We start from the raw sequence: 11,486 nt of genomic DNA, 5'->3' as shown, positions 1-11,486 counted from the left end.
TTACGGTGTTGCCTGCTCGGCAACTGTCGTCTGCTCGACGTAGTGGCGCAACGCCTTTGTGTCGAGCGCTCCCGGGGCGCGCAGTGCCCTCGTGAACGCCCGGCGGCGTACCGCCTGGTCGAGACAGACCGTCGCGGGGTGAACGTACGCACCCCGGCCGGGCAGCGTACCGCGATGATCGGGGACGCATTCACCCTCGATCGCCACGATCCGCAGCAGTTCGGCCTTGGCCGCTCGCTCCCGACACCCCACACAGGTGCGTTCAGGGCATGCGCGGGCGCGCGTCCGGCCAGACACTGCTAAGTCTACCTCCCCGTACGCTCCTCACCCCTTTGGGGCAGGATTCGAACAGTTGCCGCGCACGAACCTGTCGTGATCTGAACGGCGCGCGGTCCGGATCTATTCCCCGGAGCCCTCACCGGCCGGTTCGGTGTCCGGCCGGATGTCGATCCGCCAGCCGGTCAGCCGGGCCGCGAGGCGGGCGTTCTGCCCCTCCTTGCCGATGGCCAGGGACAGCTGGTAGTCGGGCACCGTCACCCGGGCCGAGCGGGTCGCCATGTCGACGATCTCGACCTTGGAGACACGGGCCGGGGAGAGCGCGTTCGCCACCATGTCGGCCGGGTCCTCCGACCAGTCGACGATGTCGATCTTCTCACCGTTCAGCTCGCCCATCACGTTGCGGACCCGGCCGCCCATGGGACCGATGCAGGCGCCCTTGGCGTTCAGCCCGGACCGGGTGGACCGTACGGCGATCTTGGTGCGGTGACCGGCCTCGCGGGCGATCGCGGCGATCTCCACGGACCCGTCGGCGATCTCCGGCACCTCCAGGGCGAAGAGCTTCTTCACCAGGGCGGGGTGGGTGCGCGACAGCGTCACGGACGGGCCGCGGACACCCTTGGCCACCCGGACGACGTAGGAGCGCAGCCGCATGCCGTGCGGGTAGGTCTCGCCCGGCACCTGCTCCTGCACGGGCAGGATGGCCTCGAGCTTGCCGATGTCGACCAGCACGTTCTTCGGGTCGCGGCCCTGCTGGACCACTCCGGTGACGATGTCGCCCTCGCGGCCGGCGTACTCGCCGAGCGTCGCGTCGTCCTCGGCGTCGCGCAGGCGCTGCAGGATGACCTGCTTGGCCGTGGTGGCGGCGATACGGCCGAAGCCGGACGGGGTGTCGTCGAACTCGCGGGGCTCCTGCCCCTCCTCGAGGTCGTCCGGGTCCTCCTTCGCCCACACGGTCACATGGCCGGTCTCCCGGTCGAGCTGCACGCGCGCGTGGCGGCGGCTTCCCTCGGTGCGGTGGTAGGCGATGAGGAGGGCCGACTCGATCGCCTCGACCAGCAGGTCGAAGGAGATCTCCTTCTCCCGAACCAAGCCCCGCAGGGCACTCATGTCGATGTCCACGGCTACGCCTCCTCTTCCTTCTTGTCCTTGCGGCTGAACTCGACCTGCACGCGGGCCCTGACGATCTCGTCGAAGGCGAGCCTGCGCGCGGTGGGCTTGCGGCCCTTGACCCCGGGCACCTCGGTGTCGACGCCCTCGTCGTCGACCGTCAGGATCCTGGCGACCAGCTCGCCGTCCTCGGCCAGCTGGAATTTCACCAGCCGGCCCGTGGCGCGGACGTAGTGCCGGTGTTCCGTGAGGAGGCGCTCCGCGCCCGGGGTGCCGACCTCGAGGGTGTACTCGCCCTCGCCCATCGCGTCGTCCTCGTCGAGCTTCGCCGAGAGCGCGCGGCTCACATCGGCGATCTGGTCCAGGTCCGCACCCGTGTCCGAGTCGACGACGACGCGCAGCACACGCTTGCGGCCGACGGAGTCCACTTCGATCTCTTCGAGATCCAGGCCCTGGGAGGCGACGAGCGGTTCCAGTAGCTCTCGCAGCCTCTCGCTCTGGGTGGTGCTCATCCGGGTGACTCCTCGGCCGCGTGTGCTGTTGTGGGATGGGTCGCGTGTCTGGTCAAAGGGTATCCGGTCGCAGGGAGTGTTGCCGTCCACCCGGTCACGAACGGTGCCGCTGAGTGGTCGGGGCCCGGGGCCCGGGTACCGTGATCACGGGCGTGCAGCCCTGGAAGCCGCTTCTTTCTCGCCACGAGCCCCCCGAGGACGTCTGACGTGCCGTTCCCCTCATCGCCGCGCGCCCGCTCGGGGCCGCGCAGAAGGAGCCTGCTCGCCGCCGCTCCGGCGGCCCTCGCCCTCGCGGGATGCACCGCCGGCTCCGGTGACGGGACCGGCGCCGGCGACGGCACCACGGCGGCCGAGCGGGCCGCACGCGTGCGTGCGGCCCGCGACAGCGAGGAGCTGGCGGCGCGCTACGACGCGGTGATCACCGCCCGCCCGGCGCTCGCGGAGCGGCTGCGGCCGCTGCGCGAGGAGACCGTCCGGCACGCGCGGGCCTTCGGCGGCGGCCGCGGGGCGTCCCCGTCGGCTTCGCCCGCCACCCCGTCCCCGCCGGCCTCACCCGCCTCCCCGTCCGCGTCGGCGGCCACGACGAGCCCCTCCCCCGGTCCCGAGGTGCCCGGCAGCGACAAGGACGCCCTGGCCGCCCTCGCGACCGCGGAGCGGGAGCTGGCCGACCGGCGGACCAAGGCACTGCTCGGCGTGCCCGGCGAGCTGGCACGGCTGCTGGCGTCGGTGGCCGCGTCGGGGGCGGCGCACGTGTACCTGCTGACGGAGGGCAAGGCGTGAGCGAGGCGGAGGACCGCGAGCTGCGGGCGGTGCAGGCGGCGCTGGCGGCCGAGCACGCGGCGGTGTACGGCTACGGCGTCGTGGGCGGGCGGATCGGCGACGACCTGCGCGCGGAGGCGCGGACGGCGTACGACGCGCACCGGTCCCGCCGGGACGCGCTGGTGCGCGAGGTGAGGGACCTGGGGGGCAGGCCGGTGGCCGCGGCGGCCGGCTACGCGCTGCCGTTCCAGGTGCCGGACGCGGCGGCCGCCGTCCGGCTGGCCGCCGAGCTGGAGGACCGGGTGGCCGCGGTCTACGCCGACCTGGTGCGCGAAGGCGACGGCGGGCGGCGCGCCCTGGCCGCCGGGGCGCTGCGGGAGGCGGCGGTGCGGGCGGTGCGCTGGCGCGGCGAGAGCGTAGCCTTCCCTGGGCTCGCCGAGCGGGCCGGACAGGCCTCGCCCTCGGCGGCGCCCACGGCGTGACCCGGGAGGGCGCGCACCGCGGACAGCAGGAAGGGAACGACTCGCGCATGGTTTTCGAACCGCCGCAGCGCCTGGTCAGAGCGCTCGGCGAGACGGCACCGGACGGTGACGACTGGCTGGAGAAGCTGCCGGAGGCGGCTCGGCAGGCCGTCGCGCTACGCGAGTTGACCGTGGAGCGGGTCCAGTTGCCGGGCGGCCGCAGCAGCCTGGTGGTGCTGGTGCGCACGGCCGACGGCACACCGGCCGTGCTCAAGCTGGCGCCCGGGCGGGCCCGGCCGGAGGCGGAACGGGCCGCGCTGGCGCACTGGGGCGGACGGGGCGCGGTCCAGCTGCTCGAACCTCCCCCGTCGGCCGAGGGGGTGCTGCTGCTGGAGCGGCTGCACCCGGACGTGTCGGTGCGGTCGCTGCCGGAGGCGAAGGCGCTGCTGGAGGCCGCGGGGACGCTGCGGCGGCTGTGGGTCGAGGCGCCGGCGGGCTTCCCCTTCGAGACGGTGGCCGAGCGCACCGGGCGGCAGGCCGAGGCGATGCGGGCGCGTGCCCGGGTGGACGCCGAGGTGGCCCCGCTGGTGGACACCGCGCTCGCGGCGCGCGAGGAGCTGCTGGCCGCGCCGCCCGAGCACCTGCTGCTGCACGGGACGTTCCGGCAGAGCAAGGTGCTGGCCGGGGAGCGGATGCCGTGGCTGGCCGTGGGGCCCGACCCGGTGGTCGGCGAGGGGGCCTTCGACCTGGCCCGGCTGGTCCGCGACCGGGTGGAGGACCTGGTCGCCCAGCCGTCCGGGGCGGCCACGACCCGGCGCCGGGTGAAGCGGCTGGCGGAGTCGCTGGAGGTGGACCAGGACCGGCTGCGCGGCTGGACGCTGTTCCGGGCCGTGGAGTCGGGTGTGCGGGCCGGCCGGGTGGGCCGGCCGCGCGACGCGGAGCTGCTGCTGGAGTTCGCGAGCTGGCTGTGAGCGCCCCGGCCCGGGCGCTCACAGCCGCCGCGGGCCCTACGCGGTGAGGCGGGCGACGGCCTCCTCGACCGTGAGCTCCTCGCGCTCGCCGGTGCGGCGGTCCTTCAGCTCGACCACGCCGTCGGCCGCGCGGCGCCCGGCCACCAGGATCTGCGGCACGCCGATCAGCTCGGAGTCGGTGAACTTCACGCCCGGGGAGACGCCGGGGCGGTCGTCGACGAGGACGCGGACACCGGCCGCGGCCAGCTTCCCGGAGATCTCCAGGGCCAGTTCGGTCTGGAGCGCCTTGCCGGCGGCGACCACGTGGACGTCGGCCGGGGCGACCTCGGCGGGCCAGCACAGGCCCTTGTCGTCGGCGGTCTGCTCGGCCAGGGCGGCCACCGCGCGGGAGACGCCGATGCCGTAGGAGCCCATGGTGACGCGGACCGGCTTGCCGTTCTGGCCGAGGACGTCGAGCTTGAGGGCGTCGGCGTACTTGCGGCCCAGCTGGAAGATGTGGCCGATCTCGATGGCGCGGTCGAGGACGAGGCCCGTGCCGCACTTGGGGCAGGGGTCGCCCTCCTGGACGACCACGACGTCGACGTACCGGTCGACCTCGAAGTCGCGGCCCGCCACGACGTTCTTCGCGTGCGTGCCGGGCTTGTTGGCGCCGGTGATCCAGGCCGTGCCCGGGGCGACGCGCGGGTCGGCGATGTAGGTGACCTTGTCCAGGCCCTGCGGCCCGACGTAGCCGCGGACCAGGTCGGGACGGGCCGCGAAGTCCGTTTCCGTGACCAGCTCGACGGCGGCCGGGGCGAAGTGCGCCTCGACCTTGTCCAGGTCGACCTCGCGGTCGCCGGGGACGCCGACGGCGACGATCTCGCCGTCGACCTTCACGAGGAGGTTCTTCAGCGTGGCGGAGGCCGGGACGCCGAGGTGGGCGGCGAGGGTCTCGATGGTCGGGGTGTCGGGGGTGGGGATGTCCTCGGCGGCCGGCACGTCCGAGCCGTCGACGGGCTTCAGCTCGTACGTGATCGCCTCGGTGTTGGCGGCGAAGTCGCAGTTCGGGCAGTCGGCGAAGGTGTCCTCGCCGGCCTCGGCCGGGGCGAGGAACTCCTCGGACTTGGAGCCGCCCATGGCGCCGGCGGTCGCGGCGCAGATGCGGTAGTCGAGACCCAGGCGGGCGAAGATCCGCTGGTAGGCCTCGCGGTGCAGGGCGTAGGACTTCGCGAGGCCCTCGTCCTCGGTGTCGAAGGAGTAGGAGTCCTTCATCAGGAACTCGCGGCCGCGCAGGATGCCGGCGCGGGGGCGGGCCTCGTCGCGGTACTTGTTCTGGATCTGGTAGAGGATGACCGGCAGGTCCTTGTAGGAGGACGCCTGGTCCTTCACCAGCAGGGTGAAGATCTCCTCGTGGGTGGGGCCGAGGAGGTAGTCGCCGCCCTTGCGGTCCTGGAGGCGGAACAGCTCGGGGCCGTACTCCTCCCAGCGGCCGGTCGCCTCGTAGGGCTCGCGGGGCAGGATGGCGGGGAGCAGGACCTCCTGGGCGCCGATGGCGTCCATCTCCTCGCGGACGATGCGCTCGACGTTGGCCAGGACGCGCTTGCCGAGCGGCAGCCAGCTCCAGACACCGGCGGCGGTGCGGCGCACGTACCCGGCGCGTACGAGCAGCTTGTGGCTGAGGACCTCGGCGTCCGCCGGGTCGTCGCGCAACGTCTTCGCCATCAACTGGGACATGCGCTGGACCGGTGCGTTCGCCATGGTTCTTCTGCTCCTGCTGACGTGGGTCCCCCCGCCCGGGCGGGCCCGGGAGCGGGAGAGGGTGATGGCAGGAGGTTAGCCGGGCGGTAGGGGGCGGTGGAAATCGGTTAACGGCGGCGCAGCGGGAGCGGGGCGCCCATGACGGCGTACGGCTTGGGCGCGCTCGGGAAGAGGACCTGCCGGGCCAGGTCCTGGTAGCCGAGGGAGCGGTACAGGGCGCGGGCGGGGCTGTCGGTGTCGATCGCGGAGAGGATCGAGCGGGGTTCGTCGGCGCCGTCGGTGATCGTGGTGATCAGGGAGCGGCCCAGTCCGCGGTTCTGGTGGGCGGGGTGGACGTGCAGCTCGGTGATGACGAAGGAGTCGTCGAGCCAGTGGTCGTGGCCGTTCGCGCGGAGGTAGGGCTCGACGACGGTGGACCACCAGTGGGTGCGGTCGTTGGGCATGCCGTAGACGAATCCGACGAGGGCGCCGTCGGCGGTGGCGCCCAGGGCGCGGGCGCCGGGGTAGGTCATGTGGCGCAGGACGATCTGGCGGCGGACGGCGACTTCGTCGTGGCCGAGGCCGAAGGCCACGGCTTGGACAGCCAGGGCCTCGTCCACGTGGGCGGACAGGTCGAGGGGGCCGATCACCAGGTCCATGGCGGGGAGCCTACAGGGGGTCGCCGGTCGCCGTCCGGGTGGCTGCGGCACCGGCCGGGCGCACCGGTGGGGGCGCCCGGCGGGGCGTGTCAGAACAGCACGCTCATGAAGGCGCCGACCTCTTCGAAGCCCACCCGGCGGTAGGTGCGGCGGGCGGCGGTGTTGAAGTCGTTGACGTAGAGGCTGACGACGGGGGCGACGTCCGCCAGGGCGTAGCGCAGGACGGCCGCCATGCCGGGGGCCGCCCGGCCGGTCCCGCGGTACTCGGGGGCCACCCACACGCCCTGGATCTGGCAGGCGCGGTCCGTCGCGGCGCCGATCTCGGCCTTGAAGACCACCTTGCCGTCCGGGCCGAAGCGGGCGAAGGCGCGGCCGGACCCGACGAGTTCGGCGACGCGGGCCTGGTAGAGCAGGCCGCCGTCGCCGGCCAGAGGGGAGACGCCGACCTCCTCGGTGAACATCGCCACGCACGCCGGCATGATCGTCTCCATCTCGTCCTTGCGGACGCGGCGGACGTACGGGTCGGGCGTGACGTCGGCCGGGAGGCGGTCGGCGACCATGAGGGGCTGGTGGCGGCGGACCTCGCGGGCCGGTCCCCAGTGGGGTTCCAGCAGCCGCCACAGGTCGGCGGTGGCGTCGGCCGGTCCGACGAGGGAGGAGCAGCGGCGGCCGGCCCGGCGGGCGCGGTCGGCGAAGGCGCGGACGGCGCGGGGGGTGGCGCAGATCGGTACGAGGTTGGCGCCGGCGTAGCACAGGGAGGTCAGGACGCCGTCCTCGTACCAGCCCCACATCTCGCCGCCGAGCCGCCACGGGTCGAGTCCGGCGATCTGCACCCGGGACGTCACGAAGGCGTTCGCGACCGGCTCGCGGTCGAGTACGGCGAGCGCGGCGTCCAGGTCGCTCGGTTCGAGGACCCGTGAGGTGGTCTGGGTCAACACGTGCGGGGCCTCACACACTGGGGTCGGCTGTCCCCGCACTATAGCTGCGCTGCCGGGGCGGGGCGTCTGGGAGCTGGGGGCTTGCGTCGCCGGGGGGCGCGGGACGTCCGCGGCGTGCCGCCCCTGTGCGGCGCAGCCGCATGCCGGCCCGGCGCCGCGCCCGCTGCGGGGCGCGGTGGGGTCCCGTCCTCAGCCCGCGACGGCCACCGACGGCTCGCCCGAGGTCACGCCGTCCTTCTCCATCTGCTCGGCCAGCTTCATGGCCTCCTCGATGAGGGTCTCCACGATCTTGGACTCGGGGACGGTCTTGATGACCTCGCCCTTGACGAAGATCTGGCCCTTGCCGTTGCCGGAGGCGACGCCGAGGTCGGCCTCGCGGGCCTCGCCGGGGCCGTTGACGACACAGCCCATGACGGCGACGCGCAGCGGGACCTCCATGCCGGTGAGGCCGGCGGTGACCTCTTCGGCCAGCTTGTAGACGTCGACCTGGGCGCGGCCGCAGGACGGGCAGGAGACGATCTCCAGGCCGCGCTGCTTGAGGTTCAGGGACTCCAGGATCTGGATGCCGACCTTGACCTCCTCGGCGGGCGGCGCGCTCAGGGACACCCGGATCGTGTCGCCGATGCCCTGGGAGAGCAGGGCGCCGAAGGCGACGGCCGACTTGATGGTGCCCTGGAAGGCGGGGCCGGCCTCGGTGACGCCGAGGTGCAGCGGGTAGTCGCACTGCTCGGCGAGCTGCTTGTAGGCCTCGATCATGACGACCGGGTCGTTGTGCTTGACGGAGATCTTGATGTCGCGGAAGTCGTGCTCCTCGAAGAGGGACGCCTCCCACAGGGCCGACTCGACCAGGGCCTCGGGGGTGGCCTTGCCGTACTTCTGCAGCAGGCGGCGGTCGAGGGAGCCGGCGTTGACACCGATGCGGATCGGGGTGCCGTGGTCGCGGGCCGCCTTGGCGATCTCCTTGACCTTGTCGTCGAACTGCTTGATGTTGCCCGGGTTGACGCGGACCGCCGCGCAGCCGGCCTCGATCGCCGCGAAGACGTACTTGGGCTGGAAGTGGATGTCGGCGATGACGGGGATCTGGGACTTGCGGGCGATGGTGGCGAGGGCGTCGGCGTCGTCCTGGGTCGGGCACGCGACGCGCACGATCTGGCAGCCCGAGGCGGTCAGTTCGGCGATCTGCTGGAGGGTGGCGCCGATGTCGGAGGTGCGGGTCGTGGTCATCGACTGCACGGAGACGGGGGCGTCCCCGCCGACCGCCACGGACCCGACCTGGATCTGCCGGCTCTTGCGGCGCTCGGCGAGCCTGGTCGGAACGGACGGCATGCCGAGAGAAATCGCAGTCATCTGCTGTGCAACCCCAAGTCGTGGATCAAGGTCCGGTCCCGTGAGCAGCGGGCCCCGAGCTTCGAGATTACGGCACCGGCGCGGGCGCGGGCACATCCCACCCGCGGCACCACCCGATGGGGGGCGGCCCGGTGGGGAAACCTCCGGGCCGCCCGGAACTCCGTGCGGCTAGGAGATCCTCACCGGGTTCACCACGTCCGCGATCAGGACGAGGATCGTGAAGCAGATGAAGATCCCGGCGACGACGTACGCGACCGGCATGAGCTTGGCGACGTCGAAGGGGCCCGGGTCGGGGCGGCGCAGCAGCCGGGCGAGGTTGCGGCGCAGCGACTCCCACAGGGCGCCCGCGATGTGGCCGCCGTCGAGCGGCAGCAGCGGCAGCATGTTGAACAGGAACAGGGAGAGGTTGAAGCCGGCGACCAGCATCAGGGCCATGGCCAGCTGCTGGGTGGGCGGGATGTCGAGGGTGAAGATCTCGCCGCCGACACGGGCCGCGCCGACCACGCCCATCGGGGAGTCGGCCTCGCGTTCGGCGCCGTCGAAGGCCGCGTTCCACAGGGCCGGGATCTTGCCGGGGAGGGCGGCGAGGGAGTCGACGGCCTCGCCGATCCGGTCGCCCATCCAGGTCACGGACTGACCGAAGTCCTGTTTGACGACGCCGGTGGCGGCGCTGAAGCCGAGGAAGCCCGCCTGGACGTACTCGCCCTCGACGATCCGGCCGCCGGAGTCCTTCTTGGCGACCTGGTTGGTGGCGATCTCCGCGTGGAGGGTGACCTCCCGGCCGTCCCGCTCGACGACGATCGGCACGTCCTTGCCGGGGTTGGCGCGGATGAGGTCGGACAGCTCGTTCCACTCGTCGGTGCGGGTGCCGGCGAAGGAGACGATCTTGTCGCCCGCCTTGAGGCCGGCGGCGGCGGCCGGGGCGGCCGGGTCGCCCTTCTCGCACTTGTCGCGGTTCTCGCTCTGGGCGATGACGCACTGGGAGACGGAGCCGACGGTGGTGGTCTGCTGGGTGATGCCGAAGCCCATCAGGACGGTGAGGAACAGCACCACCGCCAGGATCAGGTTCATGAAGGGCCCGGCGAACATCACGATCACGCGCTTCCAGGGGGCGCGCGTGTAGAACATCCGCTTCTCGTCGCCGGGCTGGAGCTCCTCGTAGGCGGCGGAGCGGGCGTCCTCGATCATGCCGCGCCACGGGGAGGTGGAGCGGGACTCCAGGCGGCCGTCGGGGCCGGGCGGGAACATGCCGATCATGCGGATGTAGCCGCCGAACGGGATGGCCTTGACGCCGTACTCGGTCTCGCCCTTGCGGCGGGAGAAGAGCGTCGGGCCGAAACCGACCATGTACTGCGGGACGCGGATGCCGAAGAGCTTGGCGGTGGACAGGTGCCCCAGCTCGTGCCACGCGATCGAGAACAGCAGGCCGACCGCGAAGAGGACTATGCCGAGGATGAACATCAGGGTCGTCATGCACGGGCCTCCGCCGTCTGTGCCGCCAGTTCCCGGGCCCGGGCCCGCGCCCAGGTCTCCGCTTCGAGGACGTCCGACACGGTGAGCGAGGTTCCCGTCCGCGGGGTGCCGTGCTCCTCGACGACCCGGGTGACGGTGTCCATGATCCCGTTGAACGGCAGTGCGCCCCGGCGGAACGCCTCCACGCACTCCTCGTTGGCGGCATTGAACACCGCCGGGGCGGTGCCCGCGAGCCCGCCGACGTGCCGGGCGAGGTTCACCGAGGGGAAGGCCTCGTTGTCGAGCGGGAAGAACTCCCAGGTGGAAGCCTTGCTCCAATCGAAGGCCGGGGCGGCGTCGGGGACGCGCTCGGGCCAGCCGAGACCGATGGCGATGGGCCCGCGCATGTCGGGCGGGGTCGCCTGGGCCAGTGTCGATCCATCCGTGAACTCAACCATCGAGTGCACATACGACTGGGGATGCACGACGACCTCAATGCGGTCGAAGGGAATGTCGTAGAGCAGGTGCGCCTCGATGACCTCCAGGCCCTTGTTGACGAGGGTCGCGGAGTTGATCGTGATGACCGGGCCCATGGCCCAGGTGGGGTGGGCCAGGGCGTCCTCGACGGTGACGCCGGCCAGCTCGGCCTTGGTGCGGCCGCGGAAGGGGCCGCCGGAGGCGGTGACGACGAGTTTGCGGACGTCGGCGCGGGTGCCGGCGGCCAGGGCCTGGAAGAGGGCGGCGTGCTCGGAGTCGACCGGGATGATCTGGCCGGGCTTGGCCAGGGCCTTGACCAGGGGGCCGCCGACGATGAGCGACTCCTTGTTGGCGAGCGCGAGGGTGCGGCCCGCCTCCAGGGCGGCGAGGGTGGGGGCCAGTCCGATGGAGCCGGTGATGCCGTTCAGCACGGTGTGGCAGTCGGAGGCGGCCACCGAGGTGGCCGCGTCGGGGCCGGCGAGGATCTCGGGGAGGGGCTCGCCCGGGCCGTACTGCGCGGAGAGCGCCTCGCGCAGGGCCGGTACGACGTCCTCGCGGGCCACGGCGACGGTGCGCACCCGCAGCCGGTGGGCCTGCTCGGCGAGGAGGGCGACCCGGCCGCCGTTGGCCGAGAGGGCGGTGACCCGGAAGCGGCCGGGGTTGCGCAGCACGAGGTCGATGGCCTGGGTGCCGATGGACCCGGTGGAGCCGAGGATCACCACGTCCTTGGGGCCGTCGCCCGCGACGGGGTCGTAGACGAGGTGCGGGTCGGCGAGAGGGGCTGGACTGTCGCTCATCCCTCCATTGT

The 11,486-nt window shown here is 72.8% G+C and carries 12 protein-coding genes; 3 read left to right on the top strand and 9 right to left on the bottom strand.

Annotated features, from left to right (window positions below; all coding sequences use genetic code 11):
- The 3 genes from ACZ6ZN_RS31530 to rimP all read right to left on the bottom strand — a co-directional run bounded on the left by ACZ6ZN_RS31530 (nt 1) and on the right by rimP (nt 1,898).
- Nucleotides 1–297: a YlxR family protein gene (locus tag ACZ6ZN_RS31530; protein WP_398106274.1), complete on the bottom strand. Its 297-nt coding sequence runs from the start codon at nt 295–297 to the stop codon at nt 1–3.
- A gap of 102 nt (nt 298–399) precedes the next feature.
- The gene (nusA, locus tag ACZ6ZN_RS31525) at nt 400–1,398 is read right to left on the bottom strand and encodes a transcription termination factor NusA (protein ID WP_398106275.1); all 999 of its coding nucleotides are present in this window, start codon (nt 1,396–1,398) and stop codon (nt 400–402) included.
- Nucleotides 1,399–1,400: 2 nt separating this feature from the next.
- Nucleotides 1,401–1,898, bottom strand: coding sequence for a ribosome maturation factor RimP (gene rimP, locus ACZ6ZN_RS31520; protein ID WP_398106276.1), 498 nt, complete (start codon nt 1,896–1,898; stop codon nt 1,401–1,403).
- A gap of 207 nt (nt 1,899–2,105) precedes the next feature.
- Here rimP and ACZ6ZN_RS31515 point away from each other — a divergent pair, with 207 nt between their 5' ends.
- From ACZ6ZN_RS31515 to ACZ6ZN_RS31505, 3 genes are read left to right on the top strand one after another with little or no spacing between them, the layout of a single operon-like run.
- A complete protein-coding gene (locus ACZ6ZN_RS31515; RefSeq protein ID WP_469651531.1) occupies nt 2,106–2,678 on the top strand; it encodes a hypothetical protein in 573 nt (190 codons plus the stop codon).
- Entirely contained in the window at nt 2,675–3,139 is a 465-nt protein-coding gene (locus ACZ6ZN_RS31510) for a ferritin-like domain-containing protein (protein WP_451877046.1), read from the top strand. Before ACZ6ZN_RS31515 ends, ACZ6ZN_RS31510 begins: the two co-directional genes overlap by 4 nt.
- 47 nt (nt 3,140–3,186) lie before the next feature.
- Nucleotides 3,187–4,089 carry an aminoglycoside phosphotransferase family protein gene (locus ACZ6ZN_RS31505; protein WP_398106279.1) on the top strand — a complete coding sequence of 301 codons (903 nt, stop codon included), beginning with the start codon at nt 3,187–3,189 and terminating at the stop codon, nt 4,087–4,089.
- Between the two features lie 36 nt (nt 4,090–4,125).
- Here the strand turns inward: ACZ6ZN_RS31505 and ACZ6ZN_RS31500 are convergent, their stop codons facing one another.
- The 6 genes from ACZ6ZN_RS31500 to dxr all read right to left on the bottom strand — a co-directional run bounded on the left by ACZ6ZN_RS31500 (nt 4,126) and on the right by dxr (nt 11,475).
- Entirely contained in the window at nt 4,126–5,826 is a 1,701-nt protein-coding gene (locus tag ACZ6ZN_RS31500; protein ID WP_451877047.1) for a proline--tRNA ligase, read from the bottom strand.
- 107 nt (nt 5,827–5,933) lie between these two features.
- A complete protein-coding gene (locus tag ACZ6ZN_RS31495) occupies nt 5,934–6,464 on the bottom strand; it encodes a GNAT family N-acetyltransferase (RefSeq protein WP_469651527.1) in 531 nt (176 codons plus the stop codon).
- Nucleotides 6,465–6,553: 89 nt separating this feature from the next.
- Entirely contained in the window at nt 6,554–7,402 is an 849-nt protein-coding gene (locus ACZ6ZN_RS31490; RefSeq protein WP_398106282.1) for a GNAT family N-acetyltransferase, read from the bottom strand.
- Nucleotides 7,403–7,591: 189 nt separating this feature from the next.
- Nucleotides 7,592–8,749 carry a flavodoxin-dependent (E)-4-hydroxy-3-methylbut-2-enyl-diphosphate synthase gene (gene ispG / locus ACZ6ZN_RS31485; RefSeq protein WP_398106283.1) on the bottom strand — a complete coding sequence of 386 codons (1,158 nt, stop codon included), beginning with the start codon at nt 8,747–8,749 and terminating at the stop codon, nt 7,592–7,594.
- 168 nt (nt 8,750–8,917) lie between these two features.
- Complete coding sequence (locus tag ACZ6ZN_RS31480) at nt 8,918–10,210, bottom strand: M50 family metallopeptidase (protein ID WP_398107092.1); 1,293 nt, start codon at nt 10,208–10,210, stop codon at nt 8,918–8,920.
- An 8-nt stretch (nt 10,211–10,218) separates the two neighbouring features.
- Nucleotides 10,219–11,475 carry a 1-deoxy-D-xylulose-5-phosphate reductoisomerase gene (dxr, locus tag ACZ6ZN_RS31475; RefSeq protein WP_398106284.1) on the bottom strand — a complete coding sequence of 419 codons (1,257 nt, stop codon included), beginning with the start codon at nt 11,473–11,475 and terminating at the stop codon, nt 10,219–10,221.
- Between the last annotated feature and the right edge of the window lie 11 nt (nt 11,476–11,486).

It is taken from the genome of Streptomyces sp. NPDC053665, from assembly GCF_055585285.1.
The sequence above is the reverse complement of the archived record's forward strand: the minus strand, read 5'-3'. Positions and strand labels throughout refer to the sequence as shown.

Coding starts and splice junctions, on each gene's coding strand:
- ACZ6ZN_RS31495 (WP_469651527.1), bottom strand. CDS start 6,464: ATGGACCTGGTGATCGGCCCCCTCGACCTGTCCGCCCACGTGGACGAG.
- ispG (WP_398106283.1), bottom strand. CDS start 8,749: ATGACTGCGATTTCTCTCGGCATGCCGTCCGTTCCGACCAGGCTCGCC.
- dxr (WP_398106284.1), bottom strand. CDS start 11,475: ATGAGCGACAGTCCAGCCCCTCTCGCCGACCCGCACCTCGTCTACGAC.
- ACZ6ZN_RS31505 (WP_398106279.1), top strand. CDS start 3,187: ATGGTTTTCGAACCGCCGCAGCGCCTGGTCAGAGCGCTCGGCGAGACG.
- rimP (WP_398106276.1), bottom strand. CDS start 1,898: ATGAGCACCACCCAGAGCGAGAGGCTGCGAGAGCTACTGGAACCGCTC.
- ACZ6ZN_RS31500 (WP_451877047.1), bottom strand. CDS start 5,826: ATGGCGAACGCACCGGTCCAGCGCATGTCCCAGTTGATGGCGAAGACG.
- ACZ6ZN_RS31480 (WP_398107092.1), bottom strand. CDS start 10,210: ATGTTCATCCTCGGCATAGTCCTCTTCGCGGTCGGCCTGCTGTTCTCG.